The organism is Paenibacillus sp. Marseille-Q4541, from assembly GCF_018310695.1.
Classification (GTDB): domain Bacteria; phylum Bacillota; class Bacilli; order Paenibacillales; family Paenibacillaceae; genus Paenibacillus.
This window is the reverse complement of sequence record NZ_JAGXCY010000032.1, coordinates 29,707-51,338: the sequence shown is the minus strand read 5'-3', so window position 1 is coordinate 51,338 and position 21,632 is coordinate 29,707. Positions and strand designations below refer to the sequence as shown.

The 21,632-nt window shown below is 38.3% G+C and carries 22 protein-coding genes; all 22 read left to right on the top strand.

What is annotated here, in order from left to right; all coding sequences use genetic code 11:
• The first annotated feature begins 70 nt into the window (after nt 1-70).
• The 22 genes from KFT32_RS22220 (at nt 71) to KFT32_RS22115 (ending at nt 21,595) form a co-directional block, all read left to right on the top strand.
• Nucleotides 71-454 (top strand): hypothetical protein, encoded by a 384-nt coding sequence (locus KFT32_RS22220; protein WP_205055001.1) that lies wholly within the window; start codon nt 71-73, stop codon nt 452-454.
• Nucleotides 455-467: 13 nt separating this feature from the next.
• The gene (locus tag KFT32_RS22215) at nt 468-1,592 is read left to right on the top strand and encodes a conjugal transfer protein (RefSeq protein ID WP_205055002.1); all 1,125 of its coding nucleotides are present in this window, start codon (nt 468-470) and stop codon (nt 1,590-1,592) included.
• Nucleotides 1,593-1,635: 43 nt separating this feature from the next.
• Nucleotides 1,636-1,917, top strand: coding sequence for a hypothetical protein (locus tag KFT32_RS22210; protein WP_249436063.1), 282 nt, complete (start codon nt 1,636-1,638; stop codon nt 1,915-1,917).
• The gene (locus KFT32_RS22205) at nt 1,918-2,322 is read left to right on the top strand and encodes a TcpE family conjugal transfer membrane protein (RefSeq protein ID WP_090727272.1); all 405 of its coding nucleotides are present in this window, start codon (nt 1,918-1,920) and stop codon (nt 2,320-2,322) included.
• Between the two features lie 36 nt (nt 2,323-2,358).
• Nucleotides 2,359-5,001 (top strand): ATP-binding protein, encoded by a 2,643-nt coding sequence (locus KFT32_RS22200; RefSeq protein WP_205055003.1) that lies wholly within the window; start codon nt 2,359-2,361, stop codon nt 4,999-5,001.
• Entirely contained in the window at nt 4,976-7,825 is a 2,850-nt protein-coding gene (locus KFT32_RS22195; protein WP_205055004.1) for a CD3337/EF1877 family mobilome membrane protein, read from the top strand. The genes KFT32_RS22200 and KFT32_RS22195 overlap by 26 nt, the downstream gene beginning before the upstream one ends.
• A 17-nt stretch (nt 7,826-7,842) precedes the next feature.
• Nucleotides 7,843-9,693, top strand: coding sequence for a glucosaminidase domain-containing protein (locus KFT32_RS22190; RefSeq protein WP_249436062.1), 1,851 nt, complete (start codon nt 7,843-7,845; stop codon nt 9,691-9,693).
• Nucleotides 9,693-10,091, top strand: a complete 399-nt coding sequence (locus tag KFT32_RS22185; protein ID WP_205055005.1) for a hypothetical protein — start codon at nt 9,693-9,695, stop codon at nt 10,089-10,091. Before KFT32_RS22190 ends, KFT32_RS22185 begins: the two co-directional genes overlap by 1 nt.
• A 324-nt stretch (nt 10,092-10,415) precedes the next feature.
• Nucleotides 10,416-10,808 carry a DUF4258 domain-containing protein gene (locus tag KFT32_RS22180; RefSeq protein WP_090727277.1) on the top strand — a complete coding sequence of 131 codons (393 nt, stop codon included), beginning with the start codon at nt 10,416-10,418 and terminating at the stop codon, nt 10,806-10,808.
• A gap of 107 nt (nt 10,809-10,915) precedes the next feature.
• Entirely contained in the window at nt 10,916-11,149 is a 234-nt protein-coding gene (locus KFT32_RS22175) for a hypothetical protein (RefSeq protein ID WP_249436061.1), read from the top strand.
• A gap of 240 nt (nt 11,150-11,389) precedes the next feature.
• Nucleotides 11,390-11,584, top strand: coding sequence for a hypothetical protein (locus KFT32_RS22170; protein WP_090727280.1), 195 nt, complete (start codon nt 11,390-11,392; stop codon nt 11,582-11,584).
• Between the two features lie 72 nt (nt 11,585-11,656).
• Nucleotides 11,657-11,917, top strand: coding sequence for a hypothetical protein (locus KFT32_RS22165; protein WP_249436060.1), 261 nt, complete (start codon nt 11,657-11,659; stop codon nt 11,915-11,917).
• A 15-nt stretch (nt 11,918-11,932) separates the two neighbouring features.
• On the top strand, nt 11,933-12,274 hold the full coding sequence (locus KFT32_RS22160; protein ID WP_090727282.1) for a hypothetical protein: 342 nt from the start codon (nt 11,933-11,935) through the stop codon (nt 12,272-12,274).
• Nucleotides 12,275-12,277: 3 nt separating this feature from the next.
• Nucleotides 12,278-12,841 (top strand): hypothetical protein, encoded by a 564-nt coding sequence (locus KFT32_RS22155; RefSeq protein ID WP_205055006.1) that lies wholly within the window; start codon nt 12,278-12,280, stop codon nt 12,839-12,841.
• A 257-nt stretch (nt 12,842-13,098) separates the two neighbouring features.
• Nucleotides 13,099-13,812 (top strand): RadC family protein, encoded by a 714-nt coding sequence (gene radC / locus KFT32_RS22150; protein WP_205055007.1) that lies wholly within the window; start codon nt 13,099-13,101, stop codon nt 13,810-13,812.
• A gap of 131 nt (nt 13,813-13,943) precedes the next feature.
• Nucleotides 13,944-14,324 (top strand): DUF6573 family protein, encoded by a 381-nt coding sequence (locus KFT32_RS22145; protein ID WP_205055008.1) that lies wholly within the window; start codon nt 13,944-13,946, stop codon nt 14,322-14,324.
• Nucleotides 14,325-14,593: 269 nt separating this feature from the next.
• On the top strand, nt 14,594-15,760 hold the full coding sequence (locus KFT32_RS22140) for a GAF domain-containing protein (RefSeq protein WP_205055009.1): 1,167 nt from the start codon (nt 14,594-14,596) through the stop codon (nt 15,758-15,760).
• Nucleotides 15,747-15,911 (top strand): hypothetical protein, encoded by a 165-nt coding sequence (locus KFT32_RS22135; RefSeq protein ID WP_205055010.1) that lies wholly within the window; start codon nt 15,747-15,749, stop codon nt 15,909-15,911. The genes KFT32_RS22140 and KFT32_RS22135 overlap by 14 nt, the downstream gene beginning before the upstream one ends.
• A gap of 117 nt (nt 15,912-16,028) precedes the next feature.
• Nucleotides 16,029-16,178: a hypothetical protein gene (locus KFT32_RS22130; protein ID WP_205055011.1), complete on the top strand. Its 150-nt coding sequence runs from the start codon at nt 16,029-16,031 to the stop codon at nt 16,176-16,178.
• Between the two features lie 582 nt (nt 16,179-16,760).
• Nucleotides 16,761-18,536 carry an ATP-dependent nuclease gene (locus tag KFT32_RS22125; protein ID WP_205055012.1) on the top strand — a complete coding sequence of 592 codons (1,776 nt, stop codon included), beginning with the start codon at nt 16,761-16,763 and terminating at the stop codon, nt 18,534-18,536.
• Nucleotides 18,529-20,046, top strand: coding sequence for a UvrD-helicase domain-containing protein (locus tag KFT32_RS22120; protein ID WP_249436059.1), 1,518 nt, complete (start codon nt 18,529-18,531; stop codon nt 20,044-20,046). The genes KFT32_RS22125 and KFT32_RS22120 overlap by 8 nt, the downstream gene beginning before the upstream one ends.
• A gap of 223 nt (nt 20,047-20,269) precedes the next feature.
• The gene (locus KFT32_RS22115) at nt 20,270-21,595 is read left to right on the top strand and encodes a competence protein CoiA family protein (RefSeq protein ID WP_205055014.1); all 1,326 of its coding nucleotides are present in this window, start codon (nt 20,270-20,272) and stop codon (nt 21,593-21,595) included.
• The last annotated feature ends 37 nt before the right edge of the window (nt 21,596-21,632 follow it).

The window sequence follows — 21,632 nt, the reverse complement described above, 5'->3', positions numbered from 1 at the left end:
ATATACTTGTGTGTTATTATGTTAGTTAGTTAATTGATATATATGTATATATGAAATTGGGGGTGAGTATTTGAGCAAGAACAAAAAAGTTGTTTTGGTAAGTGTAGGAGCATTACTGCTTCTAATTGCTTCGGTTATTTTTTTTCGGAGCCCCACAAAAGAATTGCAGCCTGAGCCAAGCCCATCACTTGTACATACAGAAGAAAGCCAAGAATCTCATGGTATCTCTTCAGAGGAATACAGCGATTCTCACGACAGAGTGGCTAAGGTAATCGATGACGCAACAAACGCAATAGCGGAACGAGCTCCTGGTTGGTGGGACAAAATCGAATCATGGTGGGATTGGTTCCTCGGGTTTAAAACGCATCATGCCATTATTTTAGCTATAGTTGCATTGTTCATTATTGGTGTCGTCTTCAATCCGAAAAACCGTGATCAGTCTCGAAATCGATAGGGGGTGATAATCTTTGGGACTATTCAGAAAAAGCAAAATAATAGATACAGATGAACCAGTAGCAACTACGGATTCTGTAAAGAAGACAGCTGAGAGGTTGAAGTCTGACAAGGCAATAAAGGAACGAGCTCCAAAATCAAGGACTGGAATGAAATTACTTAGAACGTGCGTTTGGATATTCGTCGGTTTTATCCTCATCAAAGGGTGCATGTCATTTGTTCAAGGTACACGTGTGGTAAACCAGACCATCATTAATGGAGAAACCGCTCCTGTAATTGAAGAAAGAGTTAAAGGATTCGCCGCGGATTATGCTTCAGAATACTTCACCTGGAATATGAATAACTTCTCTGAGCGTTCAACACGATTGGCTGCTTTTGTGTCGGGCATTGATTCAGATGCAGGAATAAAATCTCTAGACGTTAAAGGATCAAGTCGTGTCCTGACAACAGAAGTATTTGATGCAAAACAACTAAACGAAAATCAAGTGGAAGTAACAGTGATGGTAAGAAGAGAAGTTGAAATTCCTACTGAACCATCAAGCACAACACCTACGAATAATATTGAGAGTACTGAAAGAGCAGTATCAATAAACAAAGTCTACATGGTTGTACCAGTGACTGTAGCAGAAGAGGGGTTGGTAATCCGGTCGTATCCTCGGTTTGTTACCGAATTACCAAAAGGGGAAGCAACAACTACCTCGATAGGCCCATCAGTCTCCGACACAAATACGCTTGCTTTAGCGAAAGAATTAACCGGCAGCTTCCTTAGTGCTTGGTACGAAGGAAATGCTAGTCAGTTGCGTTATTTCTACTCAATTGCGGATGATGCTCCAAAATCTCTGATCAAATCTTCATTCGTATTTGACCGAGTTGAAAGCCTCAATATGTACCGTATCGAAGATCAAAGTGAAACAATGAGAATTCAAGCGACAGTCATCTTAAAAAGCGACATTGGCGAGTCATTTACTAACGCATGGTCACTCGACGTAACTGAGAAAGATGGCCGATTATATGTTCTTAAATCCTCCCAGGAAACCGAAAAAAATGATTCTGCCGTAGAGGAACAATTGACTGAAGAGCCACAACCGAATGTAGAAGAAACAACTCAGGTGCTGCCTGAGCCCAATAATGCAAATTAATGAAAGGATGTTAACTAAATGAAGGATGTTTAAAAAGGATTTAATGATCCGTACTACATTAATGTCAAGTGCTCTTATGCTGATAGCTACTCCTGCTTTTGCAAGTGGTCCAGGAGTAAAGTTAGGTGATTGGCTTGAAACTAATATTGGTGGAGTTGTACCAGGAATCCTGATTGCTATCGGTGTTTATCATCTAATCAAACGCGATTGGATGAAACTAATCAGTTTTGTTGCAATTGCACTTGTAGTAGCTATCCTGATGAACTGGTCTGATGTACAAAAGCTAGCTAAGTACTTCTTTGACCAAATCTTCGGAGGCATCTAAATGAGTGATAGACAATCAGAATCCCCACGAGTAACCGTATCTAATTACTCAAAGATATGGACCTGGGATTGGGTTATTTACGCTTTTGAAGGCAAGAAGTTACCGGTGCCTGCGAATGTTCGAGCTATCGGCACATTCTTCGCTTGTCTAGTATTTTGGTCGATTTTCGGTAAAATATTATTTTTCCTGCCAGATGCTTATATTTATGTAGTCCTCCCATTTGTCTCTGCCTGGTTAATCATGAAACAAAAACTTGATGGGAAAGCGCCACATAAATGGCTACTTTCAATGATATTTCACTGGATAAGACCAAAACATCTTCGAAGATATCGACCGATTCAACACAATAAGCGATATACCTACGGCAGCAAAGTGGTTTATCGTACTCACCGGGAGCGTGCTTAATACGCGCTCCTCTTTTTTAATAAGGAGGGTAGAACTATGGGTGTGGAAGTGACTAAGCGACCAAATAAAATAAACGTTGAGTTCCCTATTGCTTACTTTGAAGGAAACTTAATATTTAATCATAACAAGCAGGTGTGGGCCGTATATGAGCTAGATCCTTTCATATATGACCATCAGAGTGACCAACAAAAAATAGATCGTCTGATTGCCCAAACCTCTTTCCTAAGCATGTTAACGGACCAATTCCAAATCCTATGGTTACCTAAAGCCCATGACATTGCTAAGCACCATGAAAAGCTTAGACAACGAAATACTGGACCGCTTAAAAGTTGGGGGAACAGGTATATCTCCGGAATGGAAGATTATCTAGGCGAAGCATACAACACATCGGATGGATCCAATAATGCGGAATATCGTCCCTATGTTGTTGTATACATCCCCAAGAGTGATGATAAGGATCTGGTAGAACAAATAGAGAACGTATATACCGAAATGAAGAAAATGATTCTTCATCCTAAACGTTTTATTGAACATATTTCAGGTCTTAATGAACCAGAAATTTTCGAACATGAATACCAGGCTTATATGGTAAAGGAGCGGCAAATATACGATCGTATTTCCCGCAGAATCAAAGTAAAACGAGGAACTCCTGCAACAACAGAGTGGCTAATCAAGCGTAACTTCTGGTGGGGGATATCGGATCCAGTTCTCCGTTCGACGAAAGACAAACCATGGACTCCAAAGAAAAGAAAAGGAAACCGCGGCGGTCTTGATACATTCTTATATGACTCAAGACAAATTATCACTTTGACTGAGGCTGAAATTGATGGATCGCATCCTCGTAGATTGCAGATTAATCAGCCCCATGAAGGCCAGGACGATTACATCTACCATACGTATCTTACCGTTTCTGAACTTCCAGATAATATGGATATGCCGGGAAGTGAGTGGCTTTACAGTGCAGCTACATTGCCATTTCCAGTTCAAATGAGCATTAAAGTGGAAGTGATAGAAGCACCTGAAGCAATTAAGAAACTAGCAAAGAAAAAAACTGACATCGACAACCAGGTAAAGAACGTGCATGAAGCTGGTGCAACCGTACCTCTTGAACTTGCTGAAAAGCAAGAAAGGGCATTACTGCTCGAAGACGAGTATAAGAAAAGAAAGAACCAAACCTTCATTACACATATTACCTTTGGGCTGTACCATACGGATATTAATCTCTTAAAAAGTAATGCCAAGATATTGCAGGATCATTTCAGAGATTTCGGAAACATACATGTTGAATTACCTGCAGGTGATCAATGGTTACTCTTTAATGATTTTATCCCTGGATCCCCCCGCTATGTTTCAGACTATATTCAAAGAATCCCTCCTGAAACATTGGCTTCCGGAATGTTTGGGGCAACTCAACAGTTAGGAGATAACATTGGGGTCTATATAGGCACAACGGGGTCATTACAACAACCTGTATTTGTTGATCTTAGGCACGCTAGCCAAATCAATAGATCACCGTCTTTTACCATAAGCGGAACACTCGGAGGCGGTAAATCCGTCCTGCTAAACTTGTTAGGATATATTAACGCAGTATGCGGAGGAAAAACTCTAATATTCGACCCTAAGGGTGAACGTTCTCATTGGCCGGATATGCTGCCTGAGCTAAAAGGACAAATTCAAGTGGCTACCTTATCTGCTTCTCATGAGGATCAAGGGAAGCTGGATCCTTTTGTGATGCTACAAAATATTGAAGATGCTAAAGAAGCAGCGATGGACATTTTATCATACTTAGCATCTGTACAGAGTGATCGGGTAGAGTACAGTTACATATCTCAAGCGGTCACAAGAGTAGCTTCCGAACCGAAACCTTACTTAAAAAAATGTATTGATGTCCTGCGACAAATGGGTGAGACTAGACAACCGGCTGCTGTGGTAGCTGAAGTACTCGACAGTTTCAGTAACTTATCATTTGCCAAGTTACTTTTTGGTAACGGGGAACAAAAAACAATTGACTTAAACTATGCGATGAACATTTTACAGGTTCAGAATCTTAAAATGCCTCCTGTAGAAAAGCCTCCCGGGAACTACTCCTTGGTTGAGAAAATGTCTGTAGCCACGATGTATTCAATTGGTCGATTCATGGATACCTTCATTTATTTTGATCGCTCGGTCTTTACACTTGCCGAAATGGATGAGGCATGGGCGATCCTGCGAACTCAAATCGGGAAGGAAATGGCCGATCGTGTAATTCGTACGGGGCGCTCTCTAAATGGCGGACTTGGAATTGCGACTCAAAACCCTACAGATGTAGCTGGTGACCTTGCTGGTAACATTGGAATGAAGTTTGCGTTTAGGGACTCAGACACAGCCAAGATCAAAAGTACGCTTTCCTACTTTGGATTGGAGCACACTCAAGAAAATATTGATCTAATTAAGAATCTTGATAATGGGCAATGTCTCATGCAGGATATTTACGGCCGAAATGGTGTACTTACAGTAGATGTTGTATTTCAACGTCTCTTTGATTGTTTTGATACTAGACCACCTGAAGAGGATAGTTCAGAAACAAGAGAGGAAACAGAGTATACAATACTTGAGAAATTCCAAGAACACTATGAGCAGTATGCTGCTGCAGGTGATGTAGGAGGGGAGCTTGATGGAGAAGACCCCGACCATGATTAAGCGAGGAGTGAAAATAAGGAAGTCTCTTGTATTGCTAGGTGTAATAGTATCATTTCTCCTAGTCTTGATACTTCCTACAGTAGTAGAAGCATCCTCCATCGATGAAATGATTCCTTCTGACAACAACAAAGAAGGGATATATAACAAGTATGGAGCAACCAACTATTCATTTCAAACACTGATCCCAGAGCGATCATTCTGGCAAATAGGTCAGAAAGCTTCGGACGGTATAATCAGGGTTTATGATCATGTACTAAGTTTCTTTTTTCTTGTCCTAGTTCAAATCACTCGTTTATTCACCTTTTTATCTCATCAAGCATTTACATTTTCCTTTATGGATCAATTAATCGATGCTGCTGAGGATATTATTCAAAGTGTCGCAGGGGTGAATAACGGTCTCTTAGGTAACGGTCTATGGGGGAGTCTCTTGGGGATTTTTGCTTCCATTACCGTTCTTTATATCTTGTTTAATATGCTTCGAGGAAGATACATGGATGGATATCAATCCGCATTAGGCTTCGTAATGGCTCTTGTCATATGTCTCGGTTTTATTTCAAACGCAGGCACCATTATTAAGTCTTTTAATGGGATCGGCAACGAGGTGGGGGGGATGATGTACTCCATGCTCGCCAAAACAACTGGTCTTAATACTGATCCTAACAATGGTGTAGGAACGATCTCAGAACAAGTATGGAATGAGCTAGTAGTTCGACCCTACACCATGCTCCAGTTTGATGATCCAGACGTTCAAAAAAAAGACCCTCAACTTTTTAACGAAGTTCTTTCAACAGCACCATTTTCAGATGAACGAGAAGCAGTTTTACAGAAGGCACTAAGTAAGTACCCCGACATTGGGCGAGAAAGACCATATGAACAGATGCTAATACTTGTGTGTTACTATGCATTCTCCATTTTTACACTTGGGTTATTTATCTTCTGGGCTGTCCTTTCTATATTCTATCGTTTGAAACTGCTAATTCATGCAGCTGTTATGGCCGTAACGTTACTTGCAACGCTTCTTCCAGGTAAAGAAGCTGGGTTCAACTCTATGAAGCAACAATTCATCAAATTAATAGGTCTTTGTGTAATGACCGCCTTTGTCATGTTTTTCTTAAGTCTATCCCTAGTATTTGGACATCTATCCTTTGATGTTGTCTATTCAGCAGGAGCAGGCTGGTTTACCGCAATGATAGTAGAGGCAATTGTAGTTGTTGTTATATTCAAATATCGTAACGAGATTGGACAAGTTTTCAGCAAAGCAGCCGGTCATATTCCAATGCCGGAACGTGCCAAATCCACTGTTGTAGATACATTACAGCGTGGTGCAACGAGAACCTTGTATCACAGTACTGCTGGTAAAATCAGTAGCATGTTTAACCGAAAAGAGCATGAAGGAGTTCCTAGTACATTTACTCCGTCTTCTCTCAGTACTGCCGGCACCAACATTAACGATGCTACTACAGCAAGTATGGTCCTGCGTTACCAGCGAGAGAAACAAGCTGCCGAACAAATTTCTAATGAATCTGGAGCAGAGGCACAATATTCTCCTTTTGTTCAGAAAGTAAATGAGAATCTTCGGAATGGCAGTAAAAATCCTTTCCGTGGGTTGGACAAAGAATGGAAAGAAGAGAAGAACAGATTGTCGTCTGTCAAAACTGATGGTGGAGATATGCGTAACGCGATTCTTATGCAGGGCGTAAATGAGAACATGAATGATCAAGAGGTTGCATCAACATTGTATTCAAATGAGAATGCAATCCGAGAAGCAAGTTCCTTCATGGTGAATCGACCAAAACAGGCTATAAACCAACTCGACAGGGCCAAAACACTCAATCGGAATCGTAAACTCGAAACTGCAGTGGATGATTTTGTTATGGTCCAATTGTTCCAAAGGTACAAAACGGAATATAAGCAAGCTGTTGATACCTCCATCGAGACGGGTGAACCAATCAGACACTCTGACTTTGTAAAGAAAATGGATGGTCGATTTAAGGAAGCAGGGCTCAGCAACACCAACAAAGTAAACACTACGATGCTATCAAGAAAAAGTAGGATTGCCGTTGCTACTCATTTCCAATCGATGCCTGAGTATGGAGCACAGAAGGAGCGGCTACTAAAAGCTAATGACTCATTCCGAAGGGTAGCCGTACAAAATGGTGGAATATCTGAAGTACCTAAAATTCAGCTAAATCCTTTACAGAATCCTGCTACTATTATGAAAAATATGCCTCCTCTACCAACGGCTCAGTTCGGATCTAGAGGAAATAAGTATAGTGCAGGAAGCTTTAATACTACTAAATCTGTACCATCATCAATATTGTCGGCTCCTGCAGTACCTGCAGCTCTTGCAGCTCCTGTAACTTTACCATCCGTTCCTGATCCTAAGAAGACTATGAACAATGTTAAGGGTAAGAATATCGCAACTCAATTTAACGTTCCTATGTCTGTTACAGCAACTCCTGTGACCGATCCTAAACTAACCATTAACAATGTTAAATTTAGTAATCCGGATCTTAAGAACAAGATTGAAGCTTCACGTGCCAATCTCAAAAACAGCATCACTACGGATGACCTTCAAGACATGCGGCTTGAAATTGATACTAATGCAAAAACCGAAGTGGTCATGAATTTGAGGAATAAGGTAACTGGTGAAGTAACAGGTGGACTAGATGATATGAAAGCGTCCCTTGAAATCATGAAAAAGGCCCGCGGTCAGCTGCATCGCGCTGAAGTTTCTTCTGCCAATCGTAACATTGAGAAAACAGTGGCAAATAAAGCGCAAAGCGGTAGAAAACAAACCAGGGTCCTAAAACAGCTTGAGTAGTAAGGGGGCGTACTATTTTGCTAGACAAGAAAGCTATTATTGGTGAAGCATTGCAAGGTGGTTTGAATAAGGAAAACCTTAAGCAACGAATCAAAAATGAAGCGATAAAGCGACTGCTCAATAAAGTATCAACATCGTTATTGAAAAACCCTGTGTTTTGGATCGTAACTGCAGTGCTGGCTGGAATCTTCATGTTCTTCTTTCTGATCGCAGCGCTAGTTTCATCTACAACCGTCGTTGCTTCTTCTGCATTTGTATCTGAAAGGGTGTTACCTCCTCAAATTTACTATCGTGATCTGGATAAGATCATAACCAGTGAGTTTGGGGAGCGAACTGACCCTGTTTTTGGAACGAAAGCTTTCCATAAAGGAATTGATTTCGGTATACCCGTGGGCACTCCAATCATCAGCTCATTCGATGGCGTTGTAACAACCGTGAGTTATCCGTCTACAAACTCAACGGAAAGTAATTCAAATGCCGGTATATATGTCTCGGTTAAAAGTTCTGATCCTGAGCTTTCATCCACCACAAGATACCTTCATTTGAGTGAAGCATTCGTCGAGCCAGGTCAATTGGTTCGTCGAGGGGAAATCATTGGACTATCGGGGAACACTGGTAAGTCTACAGGTCCTCATCTTCATTATGAGTGGATTCCTGAAGGGGAAGAGCCAGTTGACCCTACTCCTTTCATAATGCTCATGTCTAAGGCAACGGATACTGCTAGTAAAGAAGCTTTTAAGTATTTCGATAAGGTGAAATTTTCTAAAGAAGATGGAGATTATGATTATTTTTCAAATAAGATGCTCTATTTAAGCGGAGTCTATATGGAATCTGCTGCACCTCCATTTAGCAATATGGGAACTGTAACGACACGAAATGTTCAGACTGGCGCGTCCAGCTCAACAACTGGGGAGGGAACTGAAACTTCAGAAGACGTACCTGAAGTTTCAGTTCCACCAAATCTAGGTTCACTAACTCATCCCTTCTTTATTGAGTATGCTGCCGCTGCCATGGAAGAAGAACGCAGAAGCGGGGTACCTGCAAGTGTCACTCTTGCACAAGCTGCGCTCGAATCAGGGTATGGTCAACGAAGCGTATGTAATAACGTTTTTGGTATCAAAGCATCCAAAGGGTGGAAAGGTCCTACTTGTTCATCTCCAACTAAAGAAGAATATGGTGGTAACATTGTCACGATCGTTGGTACGTTCCGTGCCTACTCTAGTGTAGAGCAATCATTTGCAGATCATTCAGCTTTTCTTTTAGAAAACCCTCGCTATCGTTTTGCTTTAGCCCAGGATAATCCCTATGCCTTCGCAAATGAATTACAACGGGCAGGATATGCTACAGATAGCCAATATGCAAATAAGCTTAAGAGTATTATGAGAAGTCAGAATCTCGTCTCCCTCGATGCCAACGGAGGAATTGATCCTGCAACTGGACAGCCTTTCAATGATGTACCATTCGGTAGTGGGGGAGGAAGTGTAGGAAGCGGTGGAAGCGGTGGAAGCAGCAGAGGGAGTGTAAATACTGATGGTACTGTAACTCTCGTATTCGGCATCCAGCAATTTTATGGTAACTATGCAAAGCAGGTATACCGATCAACGTCAACTGTTACAGACTCCAAAACCGGTAAAACACAAACTAGTCAAACGGTTACTAAATCCGATCTAATCGATCCGACTTTTAATAAACCAATCATTAATTCAGTTAATTATAATAACGTGGTGAACAATGGAGGTTACGGGGAGACTGAAGGACCTAATCTATTTGTTAAGGACCTTCCTGCAGCTATTGCAGTAACTCTTTCCAGTGGTACCGATGAGGAACTTTATATCTCTAACGTTCAGTACGTAAGGGGGACATACTAATGAATGTACAATTAGTTGAACAGTTACAGACCGAAACATACTTTATGCTTAATTTAGAAATCACTTTCACCGGCTTAAAAGAATGGTTTCATATGGCTGGAATGCAATGCGATGATGTATCCCTTTTTCAAAGTATCCTGATGCCAGAAAAGATATCACCGGAGAAGCAAGTTGAATTTGCACAGTTGATACTGTATCGACATGAGGATGTCTTCTTCCAGATGCATCGAGGATTATCTGCCGAAGAGCCGCTTCATCAGTTACTCATACAATTGCTGAACGTTAGAACTCTTCATGGTGAGGAGACTGCTATCCTTGATCTATGGGAAAAATTGAACCTTGATCGCAAAGAAACGGATCCAAAGTACCGTTCTATTTACGAGTTGTTTAGCAATTAGTATTCTATTTTCCTGCAAAAAGTTTATTTAACCGCTTGGGGAAGCATAACAATTAATACTGGGGTAATAGATGGGTCGATTGAAGGCCTTTCTATTGCCCCTTTTCCATAATTAGACTATAATCATTGTATTACTATTAAATGAATTATTTTTCTTTGCTGCTATATTTCAGCGAAGAGAGGAGCATGTTGTTCATATTCGACAACGATAAATAATTGCCTTGATGCAAAAGGATGGAGCAGGCCCTATTCAGGTGTGCTTTTATTTTTGCGTTCAGGGCTTATTTATTTTCATCTATCTCAGAGAAAAGGGGGTAATAAAGACGTGGATTACCGTAAGGAAAATTGGTCCTACGAGTTAGAGTGTTTCCGGAAAGCGGTGAATGGGGGCGTTGACGGCTTCATCATTGAAATTGCCGATCATTACTTAAATGATCGCCTTGACAATGAAGAGTACGAGGATCGTACATATACTCAAATCGATATCGCCGTAGCCATTTTTAACGGAAAAATAATTGAAGGATATTCAAGTGAAGATAATCGGATAAGGGAATCTCGCTCCATGGGACTAGTTACCCCTAGCCGTTTAGTTCTCGGCAAAGATCTTCAGGGAAATTGGTTCATTATTGTAGTTGGATTGCTCACAAGCAAGCATTTCAAGGTGGTTACTTGTTACCCTCCTGGAAAACGCCATCTTCCGTATATCGAGAATTTTTAATGAGCTGAAATTTTTTGGAGAAACGGAGTTCCGTGATACAATAAGGTTAGAAGGAGGCGTTGTGCATGACGACTCATTGTGACCGTTGCAAAGGGGAGTACGTAAATATGATAACCACCAAAACCCAAGTATTTGAAGGTGGCACTTTAATTGTTTCCGATGTTCCTGCAAGAAAATGCGAATGTGAGGTACTAACGCAAATTCCTGATGGAGTTATTATGGAAGGTTATAAGATGCTGCTCGAAAAGAATGGAATTGTTGGTGATGTGACGGTATCGTTGGCTAAGCTCAAAGAGCATTTCACGCCAATGGATTTTATTAGACCGCATATCAGTACTTAACCAGGAGTTATAAAAAGAGAAGTCCCAAGTAGAGTTTTACGTTAAAAAACGTGATTCTTGTTGGGGCTTTTTTTATTTTCTATGGACTATAAAAAACTATTGGAAGGACTGATCCTTTTGCCACATAAAAACACGGATAAGACGAAAGTTCTGCTACTCATGAGTTATATTATCGGTCTTTGTCTGATAATTGATCACTTAGTTTTCGGGTAACGATCCAAAAAAATGGGGGGAATAGATATGAATAATTGCGAGCGCAGGTTTGATGGAGGACTGTTAGTCGTGACAAACATTGGAGATGAGGATGTTCAATTCATGAAGAAGATTGAGCAATACACCCAACTCCTCAATCAACTTAAGGTATACGGCACCGTAGAAGTGACTTTGGCTGATCTGACACGAAGACTCAACGCAAAGTTAACTTCGATTGCGTAACGCAAAATAAGGATGGCCATAAAGAGAGCGACATGAGCGCTCTTTTTTTTGTGCCCTAAGGAGGCAATAAAAATGATAAAAAAGGTTTCGATTCAGCTTAACCGGAGCCTAATTTGTGGTGGGGTAGCGATCGTTGATAAGAATGGTAGCGACGCTTGCATCTTCTTTGATGTTGTGAAATCCAATCCCATGAAAGTGATTGTTGGCAATCGTGGGAAGGAAGTACCTGAAAACGAGGCAGATGTCTATGAGCACACACTTCTAGAGCTCTTTGCAAAGCATAATGTGCCCCTGCAGCTAGGTACTTACCTTGTTCAAACCCATGCGCTATAGAGAGGAGTAATATATATGCGAAAATTCAGTCGTAAACCCATCTGCCTGCTTATGAATCTTGGTGGCTTTGAAACACGTATCGATGAGCTCATAAATAAGGCATCCCGCATTGGAGAGATTGTTTATTCTCTCACAGGTGAAGGTATTGTTCCTTTTTCCACTCGAGGAATAGTTCCTGTGAATGTGATGACCTTATCTCCTGGTGAACTTCATGTATGGTCTTCACTGATCAATGAGCAGCTGCAAGAGCAGGGTATGAGTGTTGAGAACGTCGTCATCCTAGCTGCAGGACGTAAATATTGTGGAGTACTTCCATTAGGCACTATCGTCTATGAAGGCTTCAGGATAGGAGCGTGAGTTATGCAGCTGCTAAGTATTGCATTTAAGTGGCATGCTGAAGCACCTATCGATGCTGTTCTCCCCATTTTAAAGCTTGCAGGATTCACGCCAAGTAAGAAAAATATTTGGTACCGTTCCGTCGGTTTACACAAGCTTGAAATTGAGGCGCGTGTGCGAATGAATAATCCAGAGAGGTCTTATTTCTGGATTCGGTGGGTAAGCGCTAAGGGAGTCGTAGATAAGGGTCCATTGGAACGTCTGTTGAATGATTGGTTTTTTACACTCAACAGCCACGTCAACATAACGGTCAACTGGCTTCAGGTCAAAGTAGATACCAATGACTTTAAGCCTCCGTTATTTGGCTACAAGGAAAATGTCCCTACAATTTGGGTCAAGGCGGAAAAGCAGATCCGATTATCTTTCTATCCAATCCTAGGTCACTATCATTTTGAGGCTAGGAACAGCGATATTCGGCTACCCATTCCACATAATCGTTTTTCACTATGGATCGATGAGCTTAAGCATAATTTGCTTGGACATCAGCGTCCAGATGATCAAATCACTTTTGACCTGAACGTAGGATAAAGAGAAGCATTTTGGGAACGCTTAGCTGCGTTACCCGCCGGAGGCAATAAATAAAAACTCAATTAATGTGAGGAGGGAGCCCCTCTGCCGCAACAATGGTGAGGGCTCTTGTCCTCAGTTGCGGTAAGGGCAGATATATATGAATAACAAAGTAAACCTTATGAGACTTCAACGGATTTATAACCGCAGGAAGCAGCTAAAAAAGTATACCGTCATTGGAAAACTTTTGTCACGCTAATAAGGGAGGAGTAATAGAAATGTCGTATTCGGTCTTAAACCAATCCGCTGTTAAAGAAGCCAGAAGCGTCTATTTTCATAGTTGTGACGTAAGTCGGCTCTCAGTTAAGGATTTACTGATAGTTATCCTTGAGCCGATCGTGAAAAGCCGATCCATCTCTGCTGTAGTAGATGATATCCTGCAGAATGGGCTGCCATATCTCGGAACCTTATCCGAGTTTGAATTATCGGTTCTTTTCGATCTGAACGAGAAACAGAGTTTCCAGTTGATGTCGATCTTTGAGTTGGCAAAGCGCATGAATACTTCTGTTGCTACTGAAGAGGTCATCATTCGATCTCCTGTAGACGCGAGATATGCCGTTCAAGATCTTAAATATTTGGATCGTGAACATTTCGTTACCCTTTATCTTAACACTAAGAACCGAGTGATTGGTCGTGAGACGGTATCTATCGGATCTTTGAATGCAACTTTAGTACATCCAAGAGAAGTATTTAAAGGGGCAATTCGAAAAGGTGCAGCGAGTGTTATTTTCGCTCATAACCATCCAAGTGGTAATCCTGAACCTAGCATAGAGGACATCAGCCTTACTGAAAGAATGGTGGAAGCCGGCGTAATCATAGGTATTGATGTACTGGACCATATAATCATTGGTGGAGATAAATATTACAGCATGAAGGAGAAAGGCAGACTTCCTATTCTTAAAGAAGCAAGTAATAAAGGAAGTATTGTTTGATGGAAGAGTCTTAAGAGATCCCGATTTAAGGCGGATTAGCTCATTGCTTACATAAAAAGGGCAGAGCGATGAAGCTCCTCCCTTTTTTCCATCATAAATAAATTAAATACACTAATTGGAGGATATAAAAAATGAGTATACTCGAAAATGCAAAAGTGATTGATACGTATTCCCGTGCCAATGCGTTAGCTGATGGATTTCTAGTTGATGTAAGCCATCTTGCTAAAGAGGTCGGTATAAAGTATCCAGTTCATATGAAACGAAATGTGTGGGATTCAATGATTGTTCCTGATCAAACCGCTATTATTAACGGCGAGAGCGAAAAAGGGAGACTTTGGGATTGCTTGTGGATGTTTCGCATAGCAATCTCGAGCCAAAGTGGATCGATCGTACATTTTAAATTCATAGCCACTTTTGATGGAGCTGATAGATATGTATCAGTTAAAGCAATTTGTGGTCCCGGGGATAACCTCGAACCGGTGATTACTATTCTTTTTCCTGATGAGGATTAAGTGATACCACACTAAAGAGGCATAACGATGAATTCGAGGCAGATAATTCATGTCATTGGTGAGACCCTGCCTCCCCTTTAATCTATAAGGTGATTTATCATCTGAAATATTAATCACTTGATATAGATAGATTTATAGTGGAACCTGGGGAAGAACTACCTTTGCTATGTAAAGACGAGGGGTACATTAAATTACGACCCCGTAACACTGGCAGATTCTAATAAAAATCAACCGATAAATGGTATACTACCTATGAAAGGATGGTTGTTGTGGATAATAGAGAGAATGAAAATCTTGATGATTTGATAGGAGATTCTAGATACATTCCCTTTTTACATCGTACGAGGGAATCTAACACGTCTCTGACTGTGAAATGGATAGTTAACTTCTTGGCAAGTGTAGTTCAAATGGTTAACATCCCTTTTTTCTTTTTCCTTCTTTTAATTGCAGTTGAACAAGTCGGCCAACAATTAAACTCTTCATTCACTATACCTTACAAGATTTTTTTTGCTCTTGGTCTTTTAATATTATTAGTTCTTGGTGAATATTTAGTACAGAGGACTCGAAAGAACATGGTTAGTCCCAGTGTTAACCTAATATGGTTTATGAACTTTAAGGGGCCTCTAAACAACCACTTTTATTCAGCAGAAAAGTCCCAAGAGTATAGTGCAAGTTTAGGTGACTTTGTGAAATATCAAGCTGACGAGTACATAAGCCAAGGGATTAAAGAGACAGAGCACAAGCTGATTCGTATGACTGAAGTCGTGCAGCAACTGAGCAATTTAGGATCCTTCCCTAATGAGACATTTGAATCCTTGAAACGTGTTATTGATATGATTGGGGACATGATGCTGAACCCAGCGAGCCCGAGAAATTCTTACTATGTTGTTTTAGACCGTATTCTAGCTGAAATAGCAAGTACGAAACCGATACAGCCTTATATCAAGCAGGGATCGATTATGTTGCTAGACGATACTAGGCACTTATCAATAGCTGGTGGTTTCCATCTGCATAATAATTCTATTCAAAACCGTAAGATCCCGTATGGTGAAAAGTTTGCTGGTAAGGTTGTAGCCGGTGGCGATGTAATTTGGGTGGATGATGTAAATAATATAGAAGCTCAAGCGCTTTACGGTTTTAAGAGTGATCAAAATCGACCATACACAGGAATTATGGGATACCCTATGCGAGAGACTGGTTTAGATAGCTATCAGCCAGTTGGTGTAATTGTGCTGCATCTTTCAGAGGATATAAGCAAACTCTTAGAAGAGGAGAGAAAAGTAGTTTCCAAAACGCTTGAAGTCTATTCCCAAGCAATAATAACTACTATAAAACTTAATAAGTATTATATACAGAGAATGATTCAATATGGTATAGTTGGTTTAGAAGAGATTACCACTAGTTTAGAAGGAGGCGACACGAATGATGACAATTAAATGGCCTGTTCAGGAGGAGAAAAAGAAAGATTCTGTAATTACTCGATATCCTGCAGATGCACGTGTCGAACCTAGTAGGGATATAAACAAACTTGTTAAAGAAATTCTCTCCGGTGATAAACCTAAGAGAAAACAAATTTGGAAATTTTAAAAAAATATCAGAACGGTTGTCGATTATCGGCAGCCGTTTTTTTGATAGATTAATAGTATAAAACCCTTCAGGCCGGACATGCTGATAGATAACGCATTTCGGCTGGAGGTATTGGATATGGGTAAATGGTTTAAAAAACAAAAAAGCGTTATTACAAAGATACCTGTTGGAGAAAGAGTTGGCCCGACTAAAGAGCTACAAGAGATCATGAAGAAGGCTGAGAAAATCTTAGGTAAAAAGATTAATGGAGATAAGAATAGGCGGTGATTGGAACATGCAAAATGGAAGAGTTATACCCTTCACTAAGGAGCCTAAAAGGGTGAGGTTCTTAACCCAGCAAGAGATCACGAGAGCAAATCAGACGAAGAGAGAAGATGTTTTGAGAAAGTTAGATGAGAAAGACAACAACGTAAAATATAATGAAAAAAAACACTAAAGGTGTACGGGAACGTACACTTTTTTTGTGTCTCCTTTTCGGCCTAAATGTGTAATAAGTCGACGATTTGAACTGTTAGTAACGAGAGGAATTTCCATTGGAACTTTAGTAACTTATTGGAATTCATCTAAAAAAGTATTAAAATAAATCTATTGTCCTAAGTGGCGAGATTAGAGATAACATTTTTTTAAAAAAACTACTTCATTTTACTCCATTTGAACTCCAGCTAATTTGAAAGTGCTACTTTTGTCCTTAAATAAAGAACGCTATATTCTCGAAATATGAATCCGGAAAGTGCTAAATTACCATTACCAACTGATGATGTTACCGAAAATAAAAAAACATAAACTAAGATAGTATTAAAATATCAAACTAGATATTACAAGCAGTCTACTCTACTAGGAGGTATTGTTTTGAAACTTATAAGTCTAGAGATAGAGAATTTTCGAAACTTTGGTGAAGTGAAAATAAGTTTAACAAATCAAAATGTTATTTTTGGGATGAATGATGTAGGAAAAACCAATTTCATGTTCGCATTAAGATTCTTGCTAGATAAAGAAATTAGAAAGAATGGCTTTATGATTTCCGATTACTATAAGAATAACATTGAGGAAATTATTAGGATTACATTAGGAGTAGACTTGTCAGATCGAGAAAATAATGATGATTCAAAACATATTATATCAAAAGTTGGCGGAGCTCGGTCTAGCGATGAATTAGATAAGTTTTATTTTCAAATTGAGGGTGTTTATGATAAGAGTGAAGAGATTGGAATACCGAAAATGTACTGGGGAAACAATCTAGAAAAACTCATAGAGATTGGTCATAATGGATATTTTAGTATCATCGACAATTTATTCAAAGTTGTATATGTCGATCCTGTCATTGATTTAGAAAAAACTTTTTCGAAAAATCGAACTAGATTGTTTAATCAAGCAAAACTGGATGATTCGGATATAGAAATTTCAAATCAAATTAAGGAATTAGCTAATTTACTGAACACCAAAATAAGTAGTATGAGCTTAATTCAATCTTTTCAAACGACTATTACTGAAGAATATAAAAAGTTGAAGAACGAGCATATAAACATTGAAATGAAGTCAGAATTATCTATAAGCGGGTATTTTAGCAATCTAATACCATATATTAAAAGAGACAATGATGATAATATTTATCCAACTTCAGGTGATGGTAGAAAAAAAATATTAGCATATTCTATATTAAATCACTTAATACAGTTACAAGAAGGAAATAAAATAATAATTTATTTAATTGAAGAACCAGAAAATAGCCTACATAGATCTATGCAAATAGCACTCTCTAAGCAATTATTCAATTCAAAAGTATATAATTATTTTTTCTTATCAACACATTCATCGGAATTACTGTATGAAATGGATAATGCCTCTTTGATAAGGGTGTATTCGCAAAGTGGTACTCTTTGTGAATCTTATATTTATCATGTTGACGAGGAATATAAAAACGTAAAAAAGGAACTAAATCGTTCTTTGGCAACAGCTTTATTTGCAGATAAAGTATTACTTGTAGAAGGACCCTCGGAGAAAGTGTTATTTGAAAAAATATTAGAGGAAGTACATCCTACTTATGAGTTAGATGGGGGATTTTTATTAGATGTTAGTGGAATTAAGTTTAAGCCATACGTAGAGGTATTGCGTGGATTAAATATTACCGTTTTTGTTAAAACGGATAATGATCTAAAGTCTAAAAGAAATCAACCCAAGATATTTGATTTAATAGGTATCCAGAGGTGCTTGAACCTTCTGGAGGCTACTGAAGAAGAGAAAGACCCCATAGAACCGATTGAAATTGATTACTACACAGAAAACGAGGATGGAAAAAAAGTTTTTAAACAAAAAGGAAAAGACCAACTGATTAAAACGAAGAAACTCGAACTTTTCAAACAATATAAATCTGAAATTCAGTTAATGAAAGATAACGGTATATACCTATCAAAAATTGATTTAGAACATGACCTGTATGAAGCCATCGGTGGGACAATGGAGACAGCATTAGGTTCTGATCCGATAAAATATCTACAGGATCATAAACTAATTAATATGATAGAACTAACAAATCATCTATCGAAAGATGATTGTATCAATATTATCAAACACCCCTTATTTGAAGCCTTAAGAAAGTTGGTGTCAGATGAGATCGAGATTGGTTGATCAGGAAGCTAGAGATAAAATACTAGAAGATGATAACAGTATTCTAGTATCGGCAAGCGCTGGTTCTGGTAAAACTACAATTATGGTACAGAAAATGGGCATAGAATTAAGTAAAATAACTGACCATAAAACAATTGCTGCTATTACTTTTACCGTTAAGGCAACAGAGGAAATAAAAAGGAAAGCTCAACAATCTATAAAGAAACCATTTGTAGTTATGACAAACGATTCATTTATCGAAAATGAAATAACAAGACCATTTCTTAAAGATGCATTTGGATCTGAATACTCAGAGGATTATTCTGTTGAATATGGAAACAGATATAAGTTTACTGTTGCTTCAGAAGGTCTTATGCAAATCAAACAGAGAAAGATTTTGGGAACTTTTTTTGACAACAAAAAAAATTTTAAATTTAAACTTGCCCTTGCAATAATAAGTAAATCTGTAGCTGCACAGGAATATATTAAATCAAAATATGCAACTATTTTTATAGACGAATATCAAGATTCAGATCAAGATATGCATCGGTTTTTCATGTACTTAAAAAACGAGCTGAAAATAAAAATCTTTATAGTCGGAGATGCGAAACAGGCCATCTATATGTGGCGTGGAGCAATGAGTAATATCTTTGAACTCCTTAGCAAAGAAAGATTTAGTTGTTATGAGCTCGTGACAAACTTCAGATGTCATAAAGACATTGAAAACTACGCTAATATCTTTCATAACCCACAATACTTTAACATACAAAAAGATACCGTTCATAATGTTATTCTGAAAAATTATCAATCTAGATATATTAATGAGTTCCCAGAGTCATTTACACAATTGATTGATGATGATTTTATTGATCTAAATAAAGAAATAGCCATAATCTCAAATATTAATAGAGACGCAAAAAAAATCGCAGAGTTGTTAAATGAAAAAGGGTTCGATTTCGTTTTTGTTCCTAAAACTCCAATTGATGAAGGATTACCTAATGGATTTCTATTGAAAGAGTTGGCTATGTTTACTAAAAACACTGCTTATACAATTTATGATTTCATGGAAAAAGTAGGGGGTGAAGAACGAAGCCAGAGAAGAGTAGAGATAAATAAAATCATTGGTGACTTAAAGAACAAAGATAATTTAATTAAAAGTAAAATAGGAGAAATAATAAACAACCTAGGTGTTTTTTTAGGACTTTCGATTGGTATTGATGAGGTAACAAAGTTTTATGAAAGTGTAAGCGACCCACAGTTTGACATGGCCTTTCAAATGAGGGATAAGAAACACAAAGTTATGACAGTATTTGGGTCAAAAGGGCTTGAATTTGATCAAGTAATTAGTTTCACTCGTTATTATGAAATCTATAACAATACAAATATGCAAAATCATTATGTCTGTGTAACAAGAGCAAAGGAGAAATTTGTAATGTTTGTAGATGATGTAAATTATCATAAACATGTATTAAGCTCAGCAACGAAACACGGACTGACCAATGCAGAGAAGTTGTTTAAATACATCGAATAACACTTTAGTGAAACCACTTCTAATTTTATGACTCAAAAAAGAAAAATCGTACAATGTGTTCCGATCAAGTCAAACCATAGAATTAACAGTCTGCATATATGTCCTGGATTATTTAATACAATGAATAGTTTTGATATTTAAGGAGTAGAGGTATCTTTACTCCACTTCTGCCTCTCGAACAAACAATATAGTAATGATCAGCATAGGAAAAGAGGATTGACGTATGGACTTAGGTATGTACGAAAAAGATTTAATAAATATACGTTTGATTCTAGAACAAACTGAACAGATTGATCACCAAACTATAATTGAGAAATATAGAAATTACTCCCGTAAAGGTGCAATTACATGTCCTTTTTGTGGAGAAAAATTAAAATTAAGGGCAGGAGAGATTAGAGATATACACTTCAGTCACCCAGTCGGCAAAACATGTATGAAAGCAAAAGCATACGATACATACCAAAGACAAACTTTTAGAGAAAATGAAAAACACTCCGTTATGAAGGAAATCATTTATACAGAACTTAAGGGACAAGAGCGATTTAAAAATGACCTTAAAGTTGAGTATGGTTACTTGGAAAAGGCAGAAGAAAAATGGAACATATATCCAGATATATATTTAAAGAAGGGAGATCGGGAGTTTGCGCTAAATATTATAACTAACATACAACAAATAGGAGATGAAAAAGTAGTAAATAATATTCACCGTAGAAATAGTTATTTTAAAAATAAAGGGTTAGAGATTATATGGTTTATTGAAGAAAGAGAACTAGCAGATGATTTTGTTAATCGGGTGCTTCATCTATGGGAAGCAGAATATAATCTAGCTATGAAAACACGAGAGGACCATATTTGGGATGAACATATTAGAGAACTTTCACTAAAATATCCCGAATATAAACTACCTGAAGTTTTCGGTTATAAATCTCAGAATGAAGCATTGCCGTTAGAGGTGCATAGTCTTTATTATATACGCTCCTTACAAGAGGGAATGGAGTTTACTGTACATCGCCTTATATTAGATAACAAAATAGCTCCTTTTCGAGCTTTTGCCTTAACAAAAAGCTACCCTTTGAAACTATCTTATGCCTTGAGCATCGACACAGAGATTTCTCTTAGTGATAAAGAACAAGAAAACTTAAATAGAAAGGAATTTGAAGAAGAGTTTATAGATAAAATCAATAATCAGATCACCAATGATAATTATGTCGGATATTCAGATTTATCAGAGTTTTCTTTCTCTTCTGTAAATTTTAATCCGTATGAACGTACAGTTATATCAGACGAAGCAACTCGTAAAATAATTCAAGAAGATGAATTAGAAAACAAAAGAGAATCACATAATCCGGATTACTACCTTAAACAAATTATAAATTTTACTATAACTGATGAAGAAGCAAGACATTTTTACGAAGGATTAGCAAGCCGACATGTAGATTTAGCTACTCATAATTTACGATTAGATAATATTTGTAATGCTATAGAGTCTTTTAGTTCTTTTTGTAATAATGAAGCGAGAGTGTGGTTGGATAAGATCCTACGTTTGTAGCCTCGAACTTTTTGTGAGGCTACATTTACATCACTGT